This window comes from Pseudomonas frederiksbergensis, from assembly GCF_003732665.1.
Taxonomy (GTDB): Bacteria; Pseudomonadota; Gammaproteobacteria; order Pseudomonadales; family Pseudomonadaceae; genus Aquipseudomonas; species Aquipseudomonas frederiksbergensis_G.
The window spans coordinates 89,370-110,045 of the sequence record NZ_MOBP01000013.1; the positions used below are offsets into that span (position 1 = coordinate 89,370).

A 20,676-nucleotide genomic window follows, 5' to 3' on the forward strand; every position below is an offset into this window, starting at 1 on the left:
GCCTGGCATGGGCTTTACCACAAAGAGCATGGCCTACATGCTCGGTCGCAGCACTCTCGCATAAATATTCACTATGGAATGCCGCGATCACATGAAGCGCAAGAATATTCTTTTCATCATGGCCGATCAGATGGCCGCGCCAATGTTGCCGTTCTACGGTCCTTCGCCCATCAAACTCCCGAATCTCAGCCGCCTCGCCGCCGAAGGCGTGGTGTTCGACGCCGCGTATTGCAACAGCCCGTTGTGCGCGCCGTCGCGGTTTACCCTGGTCAGCGGTCAGTTGCCGAGCAAGATCGGCGCCTACGACAACGCGGCCGATTTCCCCGCCGACGTACCGACTTATGCCCACTACCTGCGCCGCCTCGGCTACCGCACCGCGCTGTCGGGCAAGATGCATTTCTGCGGCCCGGATCAGCTCCACGGCTATGAAGAACGCCTGACCAGTGACATCTACCCGGCCGACTACGGCTGGTCGGTGAACTGGGACGAACCGGACGTGCGCCCGACCTGGTATCACAACATGTCATCGGTCCTGCAAGCCGGGCCGTGCGTGCGCACCAATCAGCTGGATTTCGATGAAGAGGTGGTGTTCAAGGCCCAGCAGTACTTGTTCGATCACATCCGTGAGGATGGTGATCAGCCGTTCTGCCTGACCGTTTCGATGACTCACCCACACGACCCGTACACCATTCCCAAGGCGTTTTGGGATATGTACGACGACGCCGATATCCCGTTGCCTACAACGCCGGCCCAAGCCGAACTCGATCCGCACTCCCAGCGTTTGCTCAAGGTCTACGACCTGTGGGACAAGCCGCTGCCTGTGGATAAGATTCGCGATGCGCGCCGGGCGTACTTCGGTGCGTGCAGCTATATCGACAGTAACGTCGGCAAACTTCTACAAACACTCGAAGAAACCGGTCTGATCGACGACACCATCATCGTGTTCTCCGGCGACCATGGCGACATGCTCGGCGAGCGTGGCCTCTGGTACAAAATGCATTGGTTCGAAATGGCCGCCCGCGTGCCGCTGTTGATCAGTTCGCCGGGGCAATTCGGCGCGGGCCGGGTCAGCGCGGCGGTGTCCACGGCGGATCTGTTGCCGACCTTCGTCGAACTGGCGGGCGGAACGTTGGAAGCCAATCTGCCGCTGGACGGCCGTTCGCTGGTTTCGCACCTGCAAGGGCAGGGCGGTCACGACGAGGTGTTCGGCGAATACATGGCCGAAGGCACCATCAGCCCGTTGATGATGATCCGGCGCGGCGCCTACAAATTCATCTACAGCGAAGACGACCCGTGTCTACTCTTCGACGTACACAACGACCCGCGTGAACAGGAAGAACTCAGCCAGTCCCATCGGCCATTGTTCGATGAATTTCTCGCCGAAGCCCGGGCCAAGTGGAATATTCCGGCGATCCATCAACAGGTGCTCGACAGCCAACGACGCCGGCGTTTTGTTGCCGACGCCCTGACCATCGGCAAGCTGAAGAGCTGGGATCACCAGCCGCTGGTGGACGCCAGTCAGCAGTACATGCGCAACCACATCGACCTCGATGACCTGGAGCGCAAAGCACGTTATCCACAACCCTGCCAAAACCAATAATGTGAAGGGGAAGTCCATGCAAAGGTTATCCACAGTACTGACGGTCGGGCTTTTGGCCCTGGGCAGTGCATCGGTTTACGCCGATCAATGCGAGACGGTGAAAATGGCCGATCCGGGTTGGAGCGACATCGCCGCGACCAACGCTATTACCGGTTTTCTGTTGGACGGCATGGGCTACAAGGCCAAGGTCGACACCCTCGCGGTGCCGATTACCTTTGGCGGCTTGAAGGACGGCCAGGTTGATGTGTTTTTGGGTAACTGGATGCCGGCGCAGCAGGGCTTCTACGACAAGTTCATCGCCACTGGGGACGTGACCCAACTGGCGAAAAACCTCGACGGCACCGAGTTCACCTTGGCCGTGCCGGATTACGTGTGGGATGCGGGTGTGCATAACTTTGCCGACCTGAACAAATACGCCGACAAGTTCGACAAGAAGATCTACGGCATCGGCTCCGGCGCCCCGGCGAACATCTCGCTGCAGGACATCATCAAGAAGAACGACTTCGAACTGGGCCAGTGGAAACTGATCGAGTCCAGCGAGCAGGCAATGCTGGCTGAAGTGTCCCGCGCAGTGAAGAAACAGAAGTTCGTGACCTTCCTCGGCTGGACCCCGCACCCGATGAACGTGCAGCTGAAAATGCATTACCTCAAGGGCGGCGAGAAGTACTTCGGCGACACCGGCGCGGTTTATACACTGACCCGCAAAGGTTATGCACAGGCCTGCCCGAACGTTGGCAAGCTGCTGACCAACCTGAGTTTCACCCAGGAAATGGAGAACAGCATCATGGCCGAAGTGGTGAACAAGAAGGTCAGCAATGCCGAAGCGGTGAAGGCGTGGATCAAAGCCAACCCGGCGGTGCTGGATAAATGGCTGGATGGCGTGAAAACCGTGGATGGCAAGGATGCGTTGGGCGCGGTAAAAGCCAAGCTTTAACTTTACCGCTGATCGTTCCCACGCTCCGCGTGGGAATGCCGCCATGGACGCTCCGCGTCCGCTTCGAGAAGTGACGCGGAGCGTCACGGGATGCATTCCCACGCAGAGCGTGGGAACGATCGGCGTCTGTCCTGCTACCCTTGCGCAAAATCCCACCCGAGAGGACCCATGGCCTTCCCCAGCCGCCATTCACTCTTCCCGTTTCTCAGTTGGCTGCCCAGGCAGACCCGCGCCAGCGTCGGGCGTGACCTGATCGTCGGCCTCAGCGGCGCGATTCTCGCGTTGCCGCAATCCATTGCCTACGCACTGATCGCCGGTCTCCCACCGGAATACGGCCTGTACGCTGCAATCATCCCGGTGTTGATCGCCTGCCTGTGGGGATCGTCGTGGCATTTGATCTGCGGTCCTACGGCGGCCATTTCCATTGTTCTGTACGCCAGCGTCAGTCCTTTGGCCGTGCCCGCGTCACAGGACTACATCACGCTGATCCTGCTTCTTACACTGCTGGCCGGCATTTTCCAGTGGTTGCTGGGCATGCTGCGCTTCGGCGCGCTGGTGAATTTCGTCTCGCACTCGGTGGTACTGGGGTTCACCCTCGGGGCGGCAGTGGTGATCGCCATCGGCCAGATGCCCAACCTGCTGGGGATGGACCTGCCCAACCAGGCCACGGCGCTCAACAGCCTGATGACCTTGCTCACTCACCTCGGGGCTGTGGATAAACCGTCGCTGGTGCTGGGCCTGGCCACGGTGGTGGTCGGCATTGTCCTGAAACTGTTGCTGCCGCGCTGGCCGACGCTGTTGATCGCCCTGGTGCTGAGCGGTTTGCTGGTATGGCTTTGGCCCGCAATGTTTGGCCATGTGAAATTGGTCAGCGCGTTTTTCGGACGGCTGCCGCCCTTCAGCGCCGTGCCGCTCGACCTGGAGTTGATGCTGCGTTTACTGCCGAGCGCGGTTGCCGTGGGCATGCTCGGGCTGGTGACGAGCCTGTCGATTGCTCGCTCCCTGTCGGCCCGTTCCCAGCAATTGCTCGACGCCAATCAGGAAGTCCGGGCCCAGGGTTTATCCAATATCGTCGGTGCGTTTTTTTCCGGGTCGTTGTCCGCCGGTTCCTTCACCCGCTCGGGCCTGAGCTACGACGCGGGCGCCTGCTCGCCGCTGGCCGGGGTGTTTTCGGCGCTGTGGGTGGCGTTGTTCGCAATCTTCGGCGCCGGGTTGATCGCGCACATTCCGATCCCCGCGATGGCCGGCAGCATTCTGTTGATCGCCTGGGGATTGGTTGACCATCGCGGCATTCGCGCCTTGCTGCGGGTCAGCCGCGCCGAGTTCGTGGTCATGGCCCTGACCTGCGTCGCCACGCTGCTGCTGGAATTGCAGACCGCGATCTACGCCGGGGTGTTGGCGTCGCTGTTCTTCTACCTCAAACGCACCTCGCAACCGCGGGTGCAGCACTGGCGCGACGGCGATGAAGACATCCTGCGGGTCGGCGGCTCGATCTTTTTCGGCGCCAGCCATTATCTGCAAGTGCGCCTGCAACGGATGCATGGTGCGCGGGTGGTGATCGAGGCGCAGCAGATCAACTTCATAGACTATTCGGGGGTGGAGATGCTGCACCAGGAAGCGCGGCGGTTGCTGCGTCAGGATCGTAGCCTGACGTTGCGCGGGGCGCGGCCGCCGGTGGTGGAGGAATTGCGCAAGCTCGAAGGGGCCGAGAAATGCCCGATCCGATTCGAGGATTGAACTACCACCACAACCCTGTAGGAGCGAGGCTTGCCCGCGAAGGCGTCCTCAGGTACGCCAAAAGCTTCGCGGGCAAGCCTCGCTCCTACAGGTTTATGCGGTACAGGGTTACGCGGCGAGCTGCCGGCGCAGTTCGGCCAACACCGGCGCCGTATCCGGTCGCACCCCACGCCACAGGAAGAAGGCCTCCGCCGCCTGCTCGGCCAGCATCCCCAAGCCATCCATCGCCACCACAGCGCCCTGTTCGCTGGCCCAACGGCAGAATGAGGTCGGTTCCTTGCCGTACATCATGTCGTAGCACAACGTCCTGCCCGGCTCGATCAAACTTCCGGCAATCGGCGGTACATCGCCTGACAGACTGGCGGAGGTGGCGTTGATGATCAGGTCCACCGGCTCCTGCAACCAGTCGAAACCACTGGCGGACACCGGCCCCAGGTCGGCAAACAATTGCGCCAGCAACTCGGCTTTTTCCACGGTGCGGTTGGCGATGATCAGCGATGCCGGTTGCTCGGCCAGCAACGGCTCCAATGCGCCGCGCACTGCGCCGCCGGCACCCAGCAGCAGGATGCGTTTGCCCTTGAGGCTGAAACCGGCGTTGACCGTCAGGTCCCGCACCAGCCCGGCGCCGTCGGTGTTGTCGCCCAACAACGTGCCGTCAGCCAGTTTGCTCAAGGTGTTCACCGCACCGGCTCGCTGGGCGCGCTTGGTCAGGCTGTCGGCCAGGCGAAAGGCGTCTTCCTTGAACGGCACCGTGACATTTGCCCCACGTCCCTCCAGGAAAAATGCCCGGGCAAAGTCGGAAAAATCCTCGAGGGGCGCCAGGGAAGTGCTGTAGTCCAGTTGTTCACCGGTCTGCTCGGCAAACAAGCGATGGATCAACGGCGACTTGCTGTGGCCAATCGGGTTACCGAATACGACATAACGATCCATCAGGATTCCTCGTTCAGGCCTGGGCCAACCAATCGCGATCTTGCAGGAAATACTCGGTCAGGCGCGCTTCTTCGCTGCCCGGTTCGGCCTTCCAGTCGTAACCCCAGCGCACTTGCGGCGGCAGGGACATCAGGATCGACTCGGTACGACCGCCCGATTGCAGACCGAACAGCGTGCCACGGTCGTAGACCAGGTTGAACTCGACGTAACGGCCACGGCGGAATTCCTGGAACTCCCGCTGTTTTTCCGTGAATGCATCGTTCTTGCGACGCTGCACGATCGGCAGATAGGCGTCGATAAACGCATCACCGATGGCGCGTATGAACGCGAAACTGGTGTCGAAATCCCACTCGTTCAAGTCATCGAAAAACAGGCCGCCGATGCCCCGTGGCTCGTGGCGATGCTTGATGTGGAAATAGGTGTCGCACCAGGCCTTGTAGCGCGGGTAGACGTCCGCCCCGAACGGCGCGCAGGCCTGTTCGGCGATGCGGTGCCAGTGCACGCAGTCTTCTTCATTGCCGTAGTAAGGGGTCAGGTCGAAGCCGCCGCCAAACCACCAGACCGGCTCTTCGCCTTCTTTTTCGGCGATGAAAAAGCGCACGTTGGCGTGGGACGTCGGCACATGGGGGTTGTGCGGGTGAATCACCAGGGACACGCCCAGTGCTTCGAAGCCGCGCCCGGCCAATTCTGGCCGATGGGCACTGGCGGACGGTGGGAGACCGCTGCCGAAGACGTGGGAAAAGTTGACGCCGCCCTTTTCGATCACCGCGCCGTTTTCGATCACCCGGGTACGACCGCCACCGCCGGCCGGGCGGGTCCAGGCGTCTTCGACGAAGCGCGTGCCACCGTCCTCGGTTTCCAGGGCGGCGCAAATGCGGTCTTGCAGGTCGAGCAGGTAGGCTTTTACGGCCTCGGTGCGGGTCGTCATGTCATCACCTTGAATCGGGCAAAGCTACGCGGCGCACGAATGGCCGGTGGCAAATTGCTGCGTAGGATAACACCGCACCTTGCTCCACCGCAGTTGACGAAGATCATGGTTAGGAGTCCGATAGGGGGCTTCGTAATGCGACCTAAGGAGAGTTCTGATGGCAAAGCGTATTCAATTCCGCGCCCATGGCGGCCCCGAAGTGCTCGAGTATGTCGATTACCAGCCCGCAGAGCCTGGCCCGCAGCAAGTGCGCGTTACCAACAAGGCGATCGGCCTGAATTTCATCGACACGTACTACCGCAGCGGCCTCTATCCGCTGCCAGCGTTGCCGTCCGGCCTGGGTTCGGAAGGTGCGGGCATCGTTGAAGCCGTGGGCAGCGAAGTCACCCGGTTCAAGGTGGGCGATCGCGTGGCGTATGGCAGTGGACCGCTGGGTGCGTACAGCGAAGTCCATGTGCTACCGGAAGCCAATCTGGTGAGCCTGCCGGACGCCATCAGCTTCGAACAGGCTGCCGGGGTGATGCTCAAGGGCCTCACCGTGCAGTACCTGTTGCGTCAGACGTATGAACTCAAGGGCGGCGAAACCATTCTGTTCCACGCAGCGGCCGGCGGTGTCGGTTCCCTGGCCTGCCAATGGGCCAAGGCCCTGGGGGTGAAGCTGATCGGCACCGTCAGCTCGCCGGAGAAAGCTGCGCTGGCCAAGGCCAACGGCGCCTGGGCGACCATCGATTACAGCCACGAAGATGTCGCGAAACGAGTGCTGGAATTGACTGACGGGAAAAAAGTCCCGGTGGTGTATGACGGCGTGGGCAAGGACACTTGGCTGACGTCCCTCGATAGCGTGCAACCGCGTGGCCTGGTGGTGAGTTTCGGCAATGCGTCAGGCGCAGTGGAGGGGGTGAACCTGGGAATTCTGTCAGCGAAGGGTTCGTTGTACGTGACTCGGCCGACCCTGGCGACTTACGCCAACAATGCCGAGAACCTGCAACGCATGGCGGATGAGCTGTTTGAGATGATCATCAGCGGCAAGGTGAAGGTGGAGATCAGCCAGAAGTATCCGTTGGCTGAAGCGGCGAAGGCGCAGACCGAATTGTCGGCGCGGCGGACCACCGGCTCGACTGTTTTGTTGCCTTAAGATTTTGATCGTTCCCACGCTCCGCGTGGGAATGCAGCCAGGGACGCTCCGCGTCCCAAGAGCGGACGCGGAGCGTCCGGTGAGGCATTCCCACGCGGAGCGTGGGAACGATCATGCGTTAGCCCTGGCGCACCACATGCCCGGTCGCCAGATCCCGAATCACACTCGGGTTCTTGCGCCCCCCCAGATTCCCGCCCAGGATCAAATCAAGCTGCCCACGGAAATACTGCTCGACCCGCAGTCGCGAACGCGCCGCTGGCCGGCCCTGAGGGTTGGCAGAGGTGGAGACCAAGGGCCCGACCAACGCACACAAATCCCGCACCAAAGGATGATCGCTGACCCGCAGCGCCACCGTTTCATGCACCCCGGTAATCCACCGCGGCAACTGGTTCTGGTGTGGCACCAGCCAGGTGTTCGGCCCCGGCCAGGTACTGGCCATGCGGTCCATCCACAGCTCGGGAAAGTCTTCGAACAGGAAGTCGAACTGGCGAATGTTATCGGCCACCAGGATCAACCCCTTACCCACCGACCGACCTTTGATCATCAAAAGACGATCCACCGCCTCTTCGTCCCACGGGTCACAACCCAGGCCCCAGACGGCTTCGGTTGGATAGGCAATCACCGCCCCTGCGCGAACGGCTTGCGCGGCTTGTTGCACCCGCCAACTGTTGACCATGAAAAACTCTCCGGAATAAGGCTCTGCGCAGTTTACCGATCTTCCTTATAAAACCTAGCTCACCCGCGCAAACCAGCGTCCGCTTTCGCACACCGCCCGGCCCTCCATTTCCAGCTCCGTCAACGCCGCCAGCACTTTGGGCAAGGCCCAGCCGCTGCTTTGCGCCAATGCCTCGCTGGTGTGGGGCGCGGCGTGAAGCAACATCAACAACGGATGGGTCGCCTGCGGGGTTTGCGTGGATAACGGCAATTGTTGCCAGCCGCGCAGGGCTTCGAGGATGTGGTCGATGGTTTCCACCAGCATCGCGCCGTCGCGAATCAACTGATGGCAGCCCTTGGCGCCGGGGTGGTGGATCGATCCTGGAATTGCGTACACCTCACGCCCCTGTTCCGCCGCAAGCCTGGCGGTGATCAACGAACCACTGGCGACACTGGCCTCGACCACCAGCACGCCGAGGGATAAACCGCTGATGATCCGGTTGCGTCGGGGGAAGTTGCTGGCACTCGGGCCGGCGTCCAGCGGGAACTCGGAAAGTACCGCGCTGCCCGAGGCAATCATGGCGTCTGCCAGGCGTCGGTTGCGCTGTGGATAAAACTTTTCAAGTCCCGTGCCAAGCACCCCTACCGTTTGCCCGCCAACGTCCAAAGCGGCCTGGTGCGCGGCGGCGTCGATGCCCAGGGCCAAGCCGCTGGTAATGACGAATCCGGCACCGGCCAGACTGCGGGAAAAGGCGGCGGCGGTGTCCATGCCCGGCCTCGACGCACGCCGACTGCCGACCATCGCCAGTTGCGGTTTTTCCAGAATGCCCGGATCCCCGGCGACAAATAACAGCGGCGGCGCATCGCTGATTTCCGCCAGCAACGCCGGGTACTCAGGCTGGTCCCACATCAGCAAATGCTGGCCCGCACGCTCTAGCCAGGCCAATGCGTGGTGGGCGCCATCGCGCACTTCACTGCAGCGCCGAGCCTCGGCACTGGCCGCCGGCAAGCCCAGCGCCCGCCAGGCACTGGCCGGCGCGCTGATGGCTTTTGACGCCGAGCCGAAGGCTTCGAGCAGTTTTTTAAATCGTGCCGGGCCGAGTTCGGGCAGGCGATGCAGGCGTAGACGAGCTTCCAGTTCCGCAGGGGAAACAGGGGTAAAAGCAGCGAGCGACATGGATCATCCTTGATCGTTATGAGCCCCGTTCAAACGGGAATAAGCTGTGGATAACTCTGTTGGTAACTTGTGGAGCTTGCTAAGGATTTCGCACCTTATCCATCACCGCCAGGGATCGCGATGCGTTGAGGACCAATCCGTAACTAAGTTTGTCGTAAGTGCGGAAAACCATCAGCAACCCGGCGCGCTCATCGGGAATTTTCAGCGGTTGGCCGGTGACTCGGTCGCGCACGGTTTCGCCGGTCTTCATCACCACCAGCACGTTGCCTTCGGCCAGGCCATCCCGTTGCCCCTTGTTCAGCGTGACCACGTCCATCGCGCCAATCTGTGTGACCCCGCGTGGCACATCGATGATCAGGCCGTTGATGTCGGTTTTCGGCGCGCTGGGCATGAACGTCGAATTGATCGCCCGTTCTTCGCCGCTGAACAAGCGGTCGCCGAGGCGCACTTCCTGAGTCGTGCGTTGCAGCGCGAGGGTGGCGACATCGCCTTCGGTCGCGACAATCTCGCCGCCACCAATGTCATCGGCGTTGATCCCCAGGAACTCCTTGCTCTGGGGATCGGTGTAGACCTTGCCTTGGCGGAAGATGCCGTACACCGGCTGGTTCGGGTCGAAATGCCCACGGGCGAAGATGCGGTCACCGGTGCCGCTGAGGACGCGTTCGGCATCACCGGCGACGATGTACGGCGCCTTGTCGAAGTCCTCGACCTTGTCGACGATGCGGTTGCTCAGCAAAAAACTGTTGATCGATTGCAGCGGGATGCTCGGGATCGCATCGGCCACCGGGCTGCTGCGGACCCGTGGCGAAAGCTTGATGGTGCCCCGGGATTCGCCGCGATTGAGAGTCAGGCGTGGCTGGCCGTTGACGTAGGTCAGCGTCAGCAAGTCGCCGGGATAGATGAGATTGGGGTTCTGGATTTGCGGATTGACCTGCCACAGTTCGGGCCATTTCCACGGCTCACGCAGGAATTTGCCGGAGATGTCCCAAAGTGTGTCGCCCCTTACCACTGTGTATTGCTGCGGAAAACCATCCTTGAGCTGCACTTGCCCGTGCGCCAAACCGGCCGAGGCCAGAAGGAGCAAGGCGAGTAGTGATTTCCTCATGCGGTGAATCCCTTTATTATGTGCGTTCGCGTAAAACGCCAGAGCCCCCGTGGCTCGCTCCTGGCTCTTGTCAGAGAAAGGAGCTACGTTTTACAACGGTAGCCTGCATCTTCGGACCCGCCAGGCCATCGACCCGACTTTACCTCACATGTGCAGCAATTAAGCTTATGGCCATTTTAGACATCCTCGAATTTCCCGACTCGCGCCTGCGCACTATCGCCAAACCGGTGGCCGTAGTGGACGACGAAGTGCGTCAGTTGGTCGATGATATGTTTGAAACAATGTATGAAGCGCCAGGCATCGGCCTCGCCGCGACCCAGGTCAACGTGCACAAACGTATCGTCGTGATGGACCTCTCCGAAGACCGCAGCGAACCCCGGGTGTTCATCAACCCCGAGTTCGAAACCCTGACCGACGAAATGGAGCAATACCAGGAAGGCTGCCTGTCTGTTCCGGGCTTCTACGAAAACGTCGATCGGCCGCAAAAGGTCAAGATCAAGGCCCTGGACCGCGACGGCCAGCCTTACGAACTGATCGCCGAAGGCCTGCTCGCCGTGTGCATCCAGCATGAATGCGACCACCTCAACGGCAAGTTGTTCGTTGATTACCTGTCCAATCTCAAACGCGACCGAATCAAGAAGAAACTGGAAAAGCTCCATCGCCAGAACGCTTGATGCCCTCCTTTCAAAGGCTTGCTGCGGCAAGCCTTTTTCTTTTGCGACTGCTTTGTAATAGAGAGTTTCCATGACTGAGCCACTGCGCATCGTCTTTGCCGGCACCCCGGAATTCGCCGCTGAACACCTCAAGGCCCTGCTCGCCAGCCCTTACGAGATCGTCGCGGTCTACACCCAACCGGACCGTCCGGCGGGCCGTGGGCAAAAACTGATGCCGAGCCCGGTCAAGCAACTGGCTCTGGAAAACAACATCCCGGTGCTGCAACCGCCAACCCTGCGCAACGAAGACGCCCAGGCTGAACTGGCCGCGCTGAAACCCGACTTGCTGGTGGTGGTCGCCTACGGCCTGATCCTGCCGCAAGTGGTGCTGGATATTCCGCGCCTGGGTTGCATCAACAGCCACGCCTCGTTGCTGCCGCGCTGGCGCGGTGCGGCGCCGATCCAGCGCGCCGTCGAAGCGGGCGATGCCGAAAGCGGCGTGACCGTGATGCGCATGGAACTGGGCCTGGACACCGGGCCGATGCTGCTGAAAGTCACCACACCGATCACCGGCGAAGACACCGGCGGCAGTCTCCACGACCGTTTGGCGGAAATGGGCCCGCCCGCCGTGGTTCAAGCGATTGCCGGTCTCGCTGCCGGCACGCTGGAAGGCGAAGTGCAGGACGACAGCCTCGCTACCTACGCGCATAAATTGAACAAAGACGAAGCCCGCATCGACTGGAGCCGTCCGGCAGTTGAGCTGGAACGCCTGGTCCGCGCCTTCAACCCATGGCCGATCACCCACAGCACCTTGAGCGGCGAAGCGTTGAAAGTGCTGGCCGCAAGCCTCGCCGAAGGGCAGGGCAATCCAGGGGAAATCCTCAGCGCCAGCAAGGACGGTTTGATCGTCGCCTGCGGTGAAAAGGCCCTGTGCCTGACCCGTCTGCAATTGCCCGGCGGCAAGGCGCTGAACTTCAGCGACTTGTTCAACAGCCGCCGTGAGAAATTCGCCGTCGGCACCGTGCTCGGCCAAGTGGCGGACGCTCAATGAACCCGCGTCTGGCCGCCGCCAAGGCACTTGCCGCTGTCCTGAACGGAAAAGCTTCGCTCAACAGCTCCCTGCCGACGCAAATGGACAAGGTCGAAGACCGTGATCGCGGCTTCACCCAGGACCTGGCGTTCGGCACCGCACGCTGGCAGCCGCGTTTGTCGGCGCTGGCGGCCAAGTTGTTGCAGAAGCCGTTCAAAGCTGCGGATGCCGATGTCGAGGCGTTGTTGCTGGTCGGCCTCTATCAACTGCTCTACACCCGCGTCCCGGCCCACGCCGCCATCGGCGAAACCGTCGGTTGCGCCGACAAGTTGAAAAAGCCCTGGGCCAAGGCCTTGCTCAACGCCGTACTGCGCCGCGCCCAACGGGAAAGCGAAGCGCTGCTGGCCGAGTTGGAACACGACCCGGTGGTGCGCACCGCCCACCCGCGCTGGCTGCAAAAATCCCTGAAAGCGTTCTGGCCTGAACAGTGGGAAGCCATTTGCGAAGCGAACAACGCGCATCCGCCGATGATTCTGCGGGTCAACCGTCGCCATCAGACCCGCGATGCGTACCTCGGCTTGCTGAGTGACGCGGGCATCGCCGCCACACCATGTGTGTACAGCCGCGACGGCATCATTCTCGACGCCGCCGCCGACGTACGCAGTCTGCCGGGCTTCGCCGAAGGCTGGATCAGCGTGCAGGACGAAGCCGCGCAATTGGCCGCCGACTTGCTCGATCTGGCGCCAGGCCAACGGGTGCTCGACGCCTGCTGCGCCCCCGGTGGCAAGACCTGCCACATCCTCGAAGCCGAGCCTGCATTGGCCGGCGTGGTGGCGGTGGACCTGGAAGCCAAGCGTCTGGTGCGGGTGCGGGAAAACCTCGCACGTCTGGGCCTGAGCGCCGAACTGATCGCCGCCGACGGCCGCGACACCGCGACCTGGTGGGACGGCAAGCCGTTCCAGCGCATTCTGCTGGACGCGCCGTGCTCGGCCACTGGCGTGATCCGTCGTCACCCGGACATCAAGTTGACTCGCCAGCCAGACGACATCTCCGCGCTCGCCGTGCTGCAGGGCGAGTTGCTCGACGCCATGTGGATAACCCTGGAAGTGGGCGGGATTCTGCTTTACGCCACCTGCTCGACGCTGCCGACCGAGAACACCGAAGTCATCGAAGCCTTTCTCGCCCGCACGCCGGGTGCCCGTGAGCTGGACCTCGCCACCACGGCCGGGATCAAGCAGCCCCATGGTCGCCAATTGCTGGCCCAGCAGGGCGGCCACGACGGGTTCTACTACGCCAAGCTGATCAAGATTGCCGCCGCGCGCGGTTAACCGGATTTTCAAGGGAGTGACTGGATGAAAATCATCATCCTTGGCGCAGGGCAGGTCGGCGGTTCGCTGGCGGAACACTTGGCCAGCGAAGCCAACGACATCACCGTGGTCGACACCGATGCCGAACGCCTGCGCGACCTCGGCGACCGTCTCGACATTCGCACCGTGCAAGGCCGCGCGTCGTTCCCGACGGTGCTGCGTCAGGCCGGCGCCGACGATGCGGACATGCTGGTGGCGGTGACCAACAGCGACGAGACCAACATGGTCGCTTGCCAGGTCGCCCACACCCTGTTCCACACCCCGACCAAAATCGCCCGGGTTCGCGAAGCCGCGTATCTGACCCGGGGCGGGCTGTTCAACAACGACGCGATCCCGGTGGACGTGCTGATCAGCCCGGAGCAAGTGGTCACCAATTACATCAAGCGCCTGATCGAACACCCCGGCGCCTTGCAGGTGATCGACTTCGCCGAAGGCAAAGCCCAACTGGTGGCGGTGAAGGCTTACTACGGCGGGCCGTTGGTGGGTCAGCAACTGCGCCAGTTGCGCGAGCACATGCCGAACGTCGAAACCCGCGTCGCGGCGATTTTTCGCCGGGACCGGCCGATCCTGCCCCAGGGCGATACGGTGATCGAGGCCGACGACGAGGTGTTTTTCATCGCCGCCAAGGCGAATATTCGCGCGGTGATGAGCGAAATGCGCCGTCTCGATGAAACCTACAAGCGCATCGTCATTGCTGGCGGCGGGCAGATCGGCGAGCGACTTGCCGAGGCCATCGAAAGCCGTTACCAGGTAAAGATCATCGAGATGAACCCGGCGCGCTGCCGCTACCTCTCGGACACCCTCGACAGCACCGTGGTGTTGCAGGGCAGCGCTTCGGACCGCGACTTGCTGCTGGAAGAGAACATCGCCGACGCCGATATCTTCCTGGCTCTGACCAACGATGACGAAGCCAACATCATGTCCTCGCTGCTGGCCAAACGGCTGGGCGCGAAGAAGGTGATGACGATCATCAACAATCCGGCTTACGTTGATTTGATCCAGGGCGGCGACATCGACATCGCCATCAGCCCGCAACTGGCGACCATCGGCACCTTACTCGCCCACGTGCGCCGGGGCGATATCGTCAGCGTGCACTCACTGCGCCGGGGCGCGGCGGAGGCCATCGAGGCGATTGCCCACGGTGATGCGAAGTCGAGCAAGGTGATTGGCAAGGCCATCGAGAACATCGGCTTACCGCCGGGCACCACGATTGGCGCGATCATTCGAGATGAAGAAGTGATCATTGCCCATGACGATACGGTGATCAAAACCGGCGACCACGTAATTCTGTTCCTTGTGGATAAGAAGCACATTCGGGATGTGGAGAAGCTGTTTCACGTCGGGTTGAGCTTCTTCTGATCCGGCATTTGCGGTGGCGGGGCGGGCCTCTTCGCGAGCAAGCCCGCTCCCACATTGGTTGTGTGTACACCACTTATTAACTGTGGGAGCGGGCTTGCTCGCGAAGGCGGCCTCACTCAACCAGATCAACCCCTGACACACCTCAACAAGGAATCCACCCATGCTCGAATCCCTGGAAAAAATGCTCGCCAAGGGTGTGGATAACTCATTGCTGCGCTTCGGCCTGGGCAAGGGTTATCTGGATCTTGGGGAAAACGCCAAGGCTGCGGAGCATTTTCAGCGTTGCGTCGAGTTCGATCCGAAATATTCAGCGGCGTGGAAGTTGTTAGGCAAAGCGCATCTGGCGCTGGCGGACCATGGGGCCGCACGCCAGGCCTGGGAGCAAGGCCTAGAAGCCGCCCGCGCCCATGGCGATAAGCAGGCGGAGAAGGAAATGACGGTGTTCCTGAAGAAGCTTGATCGCCAGGCTCACTGATCAGAGATAACGCAGGCCAATCCCTTCAGCGTCCACCAGCACCACTTCCATGCGCACCCGCGGCGCGCCTGTGGGTAAGTCCTGGACCTGACCATAAACCACCGCGCCCTTGGGCAACGCCGCCAGGGTCGGGTGCTTGACGTAGACGCCCGTGGTCGAAAGATTGCGGGTCTGGCCCAGGCATTCGCCAAAGCTGTCGTGGCTGATCTTGATACGAAATGATTTGCGGTGTTCGGACATCTTCTGCGCCCTTATATGAACGGCTGTGGATAAACGACCCCTTGTAGGAGCGAGGCTTGCCCGCGAAGAGGCCATCAAATTCAACATTGATGTTGAATGGAAGGTCGCCTTCGCGGGCAAGCCTCGCTCCTACAGGACGGGGTTATCCACAGATCGTGCCATTAACGTCAATACCAGCGCTCTTCGCCCGGTGGACGCTTCTTGAAGCGTTTCATGCTCCACATGTACTGGCTCGGATACGCCCCCACGTAGCGCTCAACCACTTTGCTCATGGCGGCGCAGGATGTCTCGGTATCGGTGCTGTACATGGCTTCCGGCGCGGCTTCGAGGATCACTTTGTAGCCTGAACCGTCCGGCAGGCGCAGGGCATGCAGGAACACGCCGACCGCTTTGCCGCCGGCGAGCATGTTCGGCACAAACTTGCTGGTCAGCGCCTGGGTGGCGAAGAACGGCACGAAGATGCCGGCGGATTCGGCCGGTTCCGGGTCAGCGGGGATGCCCACTGCACCACCTTTGCGCACTTCCTTGATCACACTGAGGATGCCTTCCTTGGTGGAAGCGGCCACGCGGTTGCCCAGTTGTACCCGCTGCTTGCGCAGCAAATCATCCACAGCCTTCAATTTCGGCGGACGATAGAAAATGATCGGTTTGCACTGGCTGCAATAGAAGTGATTCAACACTTCCCAATTGCCGAGGTGGCTGGTGATGCCGACCACGCCTTTGCCGGACGCGAGCGCATCCTTCAACACGTCGAGGCCTTCGACTTCGCGCACCAGGTCGATGGAGCGCTGGGCCGGCCAGATCCAGGCGCAGGCGCTTTCGGTCAGGGACTTGCCGATGTCTTTCAGGCTCTGGCCCACCAGACGTTCGCGCTCGGCCGGGTCCATCTCCGGGAAGCACTTGGCCAGGTTGATCCGCACCACGTCGCGGGAACGGTTGGGGGTTTTCCACATCATCCAGCCGATGGCCGCGCCGACTGCCTGCACGGCCCGCCACGGAAGCAGGGCAAACAGCCGCAGAGCGCCTACCAGCAAGGCGCCTTTAAACTTATCCACAGGTCACTCCTGATCTTGTGCTGTGTACGAGGCGGCCATTCTAACCGCCGTTCGCCAGCGTCGCGTAGCGGTCGCAATCCTGGGTGTGGTCCATGACCATGCCCGAGGCCTGCATCAGCGCGTAACAGATGGTCGGGCCGACGAACGTGAAACCGGCCTTTTTCAGGCCTTTGCTCATCTCCACGGCGACCGGTGTCACGGCCGGGACCTGGCTGCGATCCTTGAAATGATTGATCACCGGTTTATCGCCAACAAACGACCAGAGAAACGCCACCGGGTCCTCCAGGGCCAGCCAGGCCTGGGCGTTGCGTCGTGCGGCGTTGAGTTTGAGGCGGTTGCGGATGATGCCGGGATCGAGCATCAATTCATCGATTTCCGCGTCGCTCATTTGCGCCACGCGCTGTACGTCGAAGCCGAACAGCACCTCACGATATCGCTCACGTTTGCGCAACACGGTGATCCAGGAGAGGCCGGCCTGGAACCCTTCGAGCAAAAGCAACTCGAACAATCCCTGCGCATCGCGTAGCGGCGTGCCCCACTCCTGATCGTGATAAGCCATGTACAGCGGATCTTCGGAACACCAAAAGCAGCGTGGCATAAGGCTCCAGGGGGCGTGCGCAGCAACGAATCGGGTATACTCCCGCTCTTTAAATCGCAGCCCAAGAAACAGGTGAATTTCGTGAGCCAGCCTACGCCAGCCGTGCGTACCTTCCAAGACTTGATCCTCGCCCTCCAGCAATACTGGGCCGAGCAAGGTTGCGTAGTACTTCAGCCCTACGATATGGAAGTAGGCGCCGGCACTTTCCACACAGCCACGTTTCTGCGCGCCATCGGCCCGGAAACCTGGAACGCCGCTTATGTGCAGCCCAGTCGTCGCCCGACTGACGGCCGCTACGGCGAAAACCCGAACCGTCTGCAGCACTACTATCAGTTCCAGGTAGTCCTGAAGCCGAACCCGGACAACTTCCAGGAACTGTACCTGGGCTCTCTCAAGCACGTCGGCCTGGACCCGTTGGTCCACGACATTCGCTTCGTCGAAGACAACTGGGAATCGCCAACCCTGGGCGCCTGGGGCCTGGGCTGGGAAGTCTGGCTCAACGGCATGGAAGTGACGCAGTTCACGTACTTCCAGCAAGCGGGCGGCATCGAGTGCTACCCGGTGACCGGCGAGATTACTTACGGTCTTGAGCGTCTGGCCATGTACCTGCAAGGCGTGGACTCGGTCTACGACCTGGTGTGGGCTGACGGCCCGATGGGCAAAGTGACCTACGGCGACGTGTTCCACCAGAACGAAGTCGAGCAATCGACCTACAACTTCGAACACGCCAACGTCGAGAAGCTGTTCGAACTGTTCGACTTCTACGAAAGCGAAGCCAAGCGCCTGATCGAACTCGACCAGCCGCTGCCATTGCCGAGCTACGAAATGGTGTTGAAGGCGTCCCATACCTTCAACCTGCTGGATGCACGCCGGGCAATCTCGGTGACTGCGCGTCAGCAATACATTCTGCGTGTACGCACCCTGGCGCGTTCCGTTGCGCAAGCCTACCTGCTGGCTCGCGCCAAGCTGGGCTTCCCGATGGCGACCCCGGACCTGCGTGATGAAGTGTTGGCTAAGCTGGAGGCTGCACAATGAGTGCTCTGGATTTCCTGGTTGAATTGGGCACCGAAGAACTACCACCCAAAGCCCTGAACACCCTGGCCGATGCGTTCCTGGCCGGTATCGACAAGGGCCTGCAAGCCGCTGGCCTGAACTACGAAGCCAAAACCGTCTACGCCGCGCCCCGTCGTCTGGCTGTGCTGATCACCGCGCTGGCTACCCAGCAACCGGATCGCAGCATCAACCTCGACGGCCCGCCACGTCAGGCCGCGTTCGATGCCGACGGCAACCCGACTCAAGCAGCACTGGGCTTCGCCAAGAAGTGCGGCGTCGACCTGAGCGAAATCGATCAGAGCGGTCCAAAACTGCGTTACAGCCAGAGCATCGCCGGCAAACCGACCGCGAGCCTGCTGCCGACCATCGTCGAAGATTCCCTGAACGACCTGCCGATCCCGAAGCGCATGCGCTGGGGTGCTCGCAAGGAAGAATTCGTGCGTCCGACCCAATGGCTGGTGATGCTGCTCGGTGATCAGGTCATCGACTGCACGATCCTCGCCCAGAAGGCTGGCCGCGACTCCCGTGGTCACCGCTTCCACCACCCGCAAAGCGTACGCATCACCGCGCCGGCCAACTATTTGGCTGACCTGCGTGGCGCCTACGTGCTGGCCGATGCCAACGAGCGTCGCGCACTGATCAGCAAGCGCACCGAAGAACTGGCGACGATGCAGGAAGGCACGGCGATCGTACCTCCGGCCTTGCTCGACGAAGTGACCGCGTTGGTTGAATGGCCGGTGCCGCTGGTGTGCTCGTTCGAGGAACGTTTCCTCGACGTGCCGCAAGAAGCCCTGATCACCACCATGCAGGACAATCAGAAGTACTTCTGCCTGCTGGATGCCGACGGCAAGTTGCTGCCACGCTTCATTACTGTGGCCAACATCGAAAGCAAAGACCCGCAGCAGATCATCGCCGGTAACGAGAAAGTGGTTCGCCCACGCCTGACCGACGCCGAGTTTTTCTTCAAGCAAGACAAGAAGCAGAAACTCGAAGACTTCAACCTGCGCCTGCAAAACGTGGTGTTCCAGGAAAAACTCGGCAGCGTCTACGACAAGGCCGAGCGCGTTTCCAAACTCGCCGCGTACATCGCGCAACGCATTGGCGGCAACGCAGCCTGGGCTTCCCGTGCCGGTCTGCTGTCCAAGTGCGACCTGTCGACCGAGATGGTCGGTGAGTTCCCGGAGATGCAAGGTGTCGCCGGTTACTACTACGCCCTCAACGACGGCGAGCCGGAAGAAGTCGCCCTGGCGCTGAACGAGCAGTACATGCCGCGCGGTGCCGGCGCTGAACTGCCGACTACCCTGACCGGTGCGGCCGTGGCCATCGCCGACAAGCTCGACACCCTGGTTGGCATCTTCGGCATCGGTATGCTGCCTACCGGCAGCAAAGATCCGTATGCCCTGCGTCGTGCTGCACTCGGCGTGTTGCGCATCCTGATCGACAAGAAGCTCGACCTCGACCTGAACGACGCCGTGGCTTTCGCCGTGGCCGCGTTCGGCACCAAGATCAAGGCTGCCGGCCTGAACGAGTCGGTGCTGGAGTTCATCTTCGACCGTCTGCGTGCCCGTTACGAAGACGAAGGTGTGGACGTCGCGACGTACCTGTCGGTGCGTGCCCTGAAGCCGGGTTCGGCGCTGGATTTCGATCAGCGTGTGCAAGCAGTCCAGGCTTTCCGAAAATTGCCGGAAGCCGCCGCACTGGCCGCAGTGAACAAGCGTGTTTCGAACCTGCTGAGCAAAGCCGAAGGCTCGATTCCATCGGTCGTTGAAGCCAAGTACTTCGACAATGCCAACGAGTTCTCCCTGTACTCGGCGATCCAGCAGGCTGACCAGGCTGTCCAGCCGATGGCCGCTGCCCGTCAGTACAGCGAATCGCTGGCGCGTTTGGCTGCGTTGCGCGAGCCAGTGGATGCGTTCTTCGAAGCGGTGATGGTCAATGCGGATGACGCCAATGTGCGCGCCAACCGTTATGCCCTGTTGTCGCGCTTGCGTGGGCTGTTCCTCGGCGTTGCCGATATTTCGCTGCTGGGGTAAGACTGTTTGAAACTGCTGATTCTCGATCGGGACGGAGTGATCAACTATGACTCCGACGCTTATATCAAGTCGGTGGAGGAGTGGATTCCGCTCCCCGGTTCGATCGAAGCCATCGCGCAGTTGAGCAAGGCCGGCTGGACGGTGGCGGTCGCTACCAACCAGTCGGGCATCGCTCGCGGCTACTACGACATCGCCACCCTCGACGCCATGCACGAGCGCTTGCGTTCGCTAGTGGCGGAGCAGGGCGGTGAAGTCGGCCTGATCGTCTACTGCCCCCACGGGCCGGACGATGGCTGCGATTGCCGCAAGCCAAAACCCGGGATGTTGAAAACCATCGCCGCGCATTACAACGTGTCGCTGACTGATCTATGGTTTGTCGGCGATACCCTTGGTGACCTGGAAGCCGCAAAAGCCGTCGATTCTCAGCCAGTTTTAGTAAAGACCGGGAAAGGCGAAAAGACTCTGGGCAAGACCCTACCGGCGGGCACCTTGATTTTTGACGATCTGGCGGCGATTGCCGCAGAACTTATCCACAATTAGAGCGTTTCGAGATTCCTGACCAAGGATTGATCGGGATTGCGCTTTATATAGACGGGCAGAGCCCGCACGGTAA

At 61.3% G+C, this 20,676-nt stretch carries 20 protein-coding genes; 12 read left to right on the forward strand and 8 right to left on the reverse strand.

What is annotated here, in order from left to right; genetic code table 11:
- Positions 1–91 precede the first annotated feature (91 nt).
- From betC to BK665_RS20835, 3 genes are all read left to right on the forward strand, one after another.
- Positions 92–1,600 carry a choline-sulfatase gene (gene betC / locus BK665_RS20825; RefSeq protein WP_123408527.1) on the forward strand — a complete coding sequence of 503 codons (1,509 nt, stop codon included), beginning with the start codon at positions 92–94 and terminating at the stop codon, positions 1,598–1,600.
- A gap of 16 nt (positions 1,601–1,616) precedes the next feature.
- Positions 1,617–2,534: a choline ABC transporter substrate-binding protein gene (gene choX / locus BK665_RS20830; RefSeq protein ID WP_123408528.1), complete on the forward strand. Its 918-nt coding sequence runs from the start codon at positions 1,617–1,619 to the stop codon at positions 2,532–2,534.
- A gap of 168 nt (positions 2,535–2,702) precedes the next feature.
- Entirely contained in the window at positions 2,703–4,271 is a 1,569-nt protein-coding gene (locus tag BK665_RS20835) for a SulP family inorganic anion transporter (RefSeq protein ID WP_123408529.1), read from the forward strand.
- A gap of 108 nt (positions 4,272–4,379) precedes the next feature.
- On the opposite strand, the gene aroE is transcribed toward BK665_RS20835, so the two are convergent.
- Both aroE and hemF read right to left on the reverse strand, forming a co-directional pair.
- A complete protein-coding gene (gene aroE, locus BK665_RS20840) occupies positions 4,380–5,201 on the reverse strand; it encodes a shikimate dehydrogenase (RefSeq protein ID WP_123408530.1) in 822 nt (273 codons plus the stop codon).
- A 13-nt stretch (positions 5,202–5,214) separates the two neighbouring features.
- Entirely contained in the window at positions 5,215–6,129 is a 915-nt protein-coding gene (gene hemF / locus BK665_RS20845) for an oxygen-dependent coproporphyrinogen oxidase (RefSeq protein ID WP_123408531.1), read from the reverse strand.
- A gap of 157 nt (positions 6,130–6,286) precedes the next feature.
- Between hemF and BK665_RS20850 the strand changes: the two genes are divergently transcribed.
- A complete protein-coding gene (locus tag BK665_RS20850; protein ID WP_123408532.1) occupies positions 6,287–7,264 on the forward strand; it encodes an NADPH:quinone reductase in 978 nt (325 codons plus the stop codon).
- A 118-nt stretch (positions 7,265–7,382) separates the two neighbouring features.
- Here the strand turns inward: BK665_RS20850 and tsaC are convergent, their stop codons facing one another.
- The 3 genes from tsaC to BK665_RS20870 all read right to left on the reverse strand — a co-directional run bounded on the left by tsaC (position 7,383) and on the right by BK665_RS20870 (position 10,200).
- Entirely contained in the window at positions 7,383–7,940 is a 558-nt protein-coding gene (gene tsaC, locus BK665_RS20860) for an L-threonylcarbamoyladenylate synthase type 1 TsaC (RefSeq protein WP_123408534.1), read from the reverse strand.
- A gap of 54 nt (positions 7,941–7,994) precedes the next feature.
- Entirely contained in the window at positions 7,995–9,095 is a 1,101-nt protein-coding gene (dprA, locus tag BK665_RS20865; RefSeq protein WP_123408535.1) for a DNA-processing protein DprA, read from the reverse strand.
- A 79-nt stretch (positions 9,096–9,174) separates the two neighbouring features.
- On the reverse strand, positions 9,175–10,200 hold the full coding sequence (locus BK665_RS20870; RefSeq protein ID WP_123408536.1) for a LysM peptidoglycan-binding domain-containing protein: 1,026 nt from the start codon (positions 10,198–10,200) through the stop codon (positions 9,175–9,177).
- Between the two features lie 167 nt (positions 10,201–10,367).
- Between BK665_RS20870 and def the strand changes: the two genes are divergently transcribed.
- The 5 genes from def to BK665_RS20895 all read left to right on the forward strand — a co-directional run bounded on the left by def (position 10,368) and on the right by BK665_RS20895 (position 15,084).
- Positions 10,368–10,874: a peptide deformylase gene (def, locus tag BK665_RS20875; protein WP_046056612.1), complete on the forward strand. Its 507-nt coding sequence runs from the start codon at positions 10,368–10,370 to the stop codon at positions 10,872–10,874.
- Positions 10,875–10,944: 70 nt separating this feature from the next.
- Positions 10,945–11,904: a methionyl-tRNA formyltransferase gene (fmt, locus tag BK665_RS20880; protein ID WP_123408537.1), complete on the forward strand. Its 960-nt coding sequence runs from the start codon at positions 10,945–10,947 to the stop codon at positions 11,902–11,904.
- Complete coding sequence (gene rsmB / locus BK665_RS20885; protein WP_123408538.1) at positions 11,901–13,211, forward strand: 16S rRNA (cytosine(967)-C(5))-methyltransferase RsmB; 1,311 nt, start codon at positions 11,901–11,903, stop codon at positions 13,209–13,211. The genes fmt and rsmB overlap by 4 nt, the downstream gene beginning before the upstream one ends.
- A gap of 24 nt (positions 13,212–13,235) precedes the next feature.
- Entirely contained in the window at positions 13,236–14,609 is a 1,374-nt protein-coding gene (trkA, locus tag BK665_RS20890) for a Trk system potassium transporter TrkA (protein ID WP_123408539.1), read from the forward strand.
- A 160-nt stretch (positions 14,610–14,769) separates the two neighbouring features.
- Positions 14,770–15,084 (forward strand): tetratricopeptide repeat protein, encoded by a 315-nt coding sequence (locus tag BK665_RS20895; protein WP_123408540.1) that lies wholly within the window; start codon positions 14,770–14,772, stop codon positions 15,082–15,084.
- On the opposite strand, the gene BK665_RS20900 is transcribed toward BK665_RS20895, so the two are convergent.
- The 3 genes from BK665_RS20900 to tag form a co-directional block, all read right to left on the reverse strand.
- Positions 15,085–15,324, reverse strand: coding sequence for a PilZ domain-containing protein (locus tag BK665_RS20900; protein WP_123408541.1), 240 nt, complete (start codon positions 15,322–15,324; stop codon positions 15,085–15,087).
- Between the two features lie 167 nt (positions 15,325–15,491).
- Positions 15,492–16,379 carry a lysophospholipid acyltransferase gene (locus BK665_RS20910; RefSeq protein WP_123408543.1) on the reverse strand — a complete coding sequence of 296 codons (888 nt, stop codon included), beginning with the start codon at positions 16,377–16,379 and terminating at the stop codon, positions 15,492–15,494.
- Positions 16,380–16,419: 40 nt separating this feature from the next.
- On the reverse strand, positions 16,420–16,977 hold the full coding sequence (gene tag, locus BK665_RS20915) for a DNA-3-methyladenine glycosylase I (protein WP_123408544.1): 558 nt from the start codon (positions 16,975–16,977) through the stop codon (positions 16,420–16,422).
- Positions 16,978–17,058: 81 nt separating this feature from the next.
- Between tag and glyQ the strand changes: the two genes are divergently transcribed.
- From glyQ to gmhB, 3 genes are read left to right on the forward strand one after another with little or no spacing between them, the layout of a single operon-like run.
- Positions 17,059–18,012, forward strand: a complete 954-nt coding sequence (gene glyQ / locus BK665_RS20920) for a glycine--tRNA ligase subunit alpha (RefSeq protein WP_008155694.1) — start codon at positions 17,059–17,061, stop codon at positions 18,010–18,012.
- Entirely contained in the window at positions 18,009–20,063 is a 2,055-nt protein-coding gene (glyS, locus tag BK665_RS20925) for a glycine--tRNA ligase subunit beta (RefSeq protein ID WP_123408545.1), read from the forward strand. Before glyQ ends, glyS begins: the two co-directional genes overlap by 4 nt.
- 6 nt (positions 20,064–20,069) lie before the next feature.
- The gene (gmhB, locus tag BK665_RS20930) at positions 20,070–20,603 is read left to right on the forward strand and encodes a D-glycero-beta-D-manno-heptose 1,7-bisphosphate 7-phosphatase (protein WP_123408546.1); all 534 of its coding nucleotides are present in this window, start codon (positions 20,070–20,072) and stop codon (positions 20,601–20,603) included.
- The last annotated feature ends 73 nt before the right edge of the window (positions 20,604–20,676 follow it).

What these genes read in the sequence shown, in the direction of transcription:
- choX (WP_123408528.1), top strand. Translation starts at nt 1,617, where the DNA reads ATGCAAAGGTTATCCACAGTACTGACGGTCGGGCTTTTGGCCCTGGGC.
- tag (WP_123408544.1), bottom strand. Translation starts at nt 16,977, where the DNA reads ATGCCACGCTGCTTTTGGTGTTCCGAAGATCCGCTGTACATGGCTTAT.
- rsmB (WP_123408538.1), top strand. Translation starts at nt 11,901, where the DNA reads ATGAACCCGCGTCTGGCCGCCGCCAAGGCACTTGCCGCTGTCCTGAAC.
- tsaC (WP_123408534.1), bottom strand. Translation starts at nt 7,940, where the DNA reads ATGGTCAACAGTTGGCGGGTGCAACAAGCCGCGCAAGCCGTTCGCGCA.
- trkA (WP_123408539.1), top strand. Translation starts at nt 13,236, where the DNA reads ATGAAAATCATCATCCTTGGCGCAGGGCAGGTCGGCGGTTCGCTGGCG.
- aroE (WP_123408530.1), bottom strand. Translation starts at nt 5,201, where the DNA reads ATGGATCGTTATGTCGTATTCGGTAACCCGATTGGCCACAGCAAGTCG.
- fmt (WP_123408537.1), top strand. Translation starts at nt 10,945, where the DNA reads ATGACTGAGCCACTGCGCATCGTCTTTGCCGGCACCCCGGAATTCGCC.
- BK665_RS20895 (WP_123408540.1), top strand. Translation starts at nt 14,770, where the DNA reads ATGCTCGAATCCCTGGAAAAAATGCTCGCCAAGGGTGTGGATAACTCA.
- def (WP_046056612.1), top strand. Translation starts at nt 10,368, where the DNA reads ATGGCCATTTTAGACATCCTCGAATTTCCCGACTCGCGCCTGCGCACT.
- BK665_RS20870 (WP_123408536.1), bottom strand. Translation starts at nt 10,200, where the DNA reads ATGAGGAAATCACTACTCGCCTTGCTCCTTCTGGCCTCGGCCGGTTTG.
- BK665_RS20835 (WP_123408529.1), top strand. Translation starts at nt 2,703, where the DNA reads ATGGCCTTCCCCAGCCGCCATTCACTCTTCCCGTTTCTCAGTTGGCTG.
- BK665_RS20850 (WP_123408532.1), top strand. Translation starts at nt 6,287, where the DNA reads ATGGCAAAGCGTATTCAATTCCGCGCCCATGGCGGCCCCGAAGTGCTC.
- dprA (WP_123408535.1), bottom strand. Translation starts at nt 9,095, where the DNA reads ATGTCGCTCGCTGCTTTTACCCCTGTTTCCCCTGCGGAACTGGAAGCT.
- BK665_RS20900 (WP_123408541.1), bottom strand. Translation starts at nt 15,324, where the DNA reads ATGTCCGAACACCGCAAATCATTTCGTATCAAGATCAGCCACGACAGC.
- hemF (WP_123408531.1), bottom strand. Translation starts at nt 6,129, where the DNA reads ATGACGACCCGCACCGAGGCCGTAAAAGCCTACCTGCTCGACCTGCAA.
- betC (WP_123408527.1), top strand. Translation starts at nt 92, where the DNA reads ATGAAGCGCAAGAATATTCTTTTCATCATGGCCGATCAGATGGCCGCG.
- glyS (WP_123408545.1), top strand. Translation starts at nt 18,009, where the DNA reads ATGAGTGCTCTGGATTTCCTGGTTGAATTGGGCACCGAAGAACTACCA.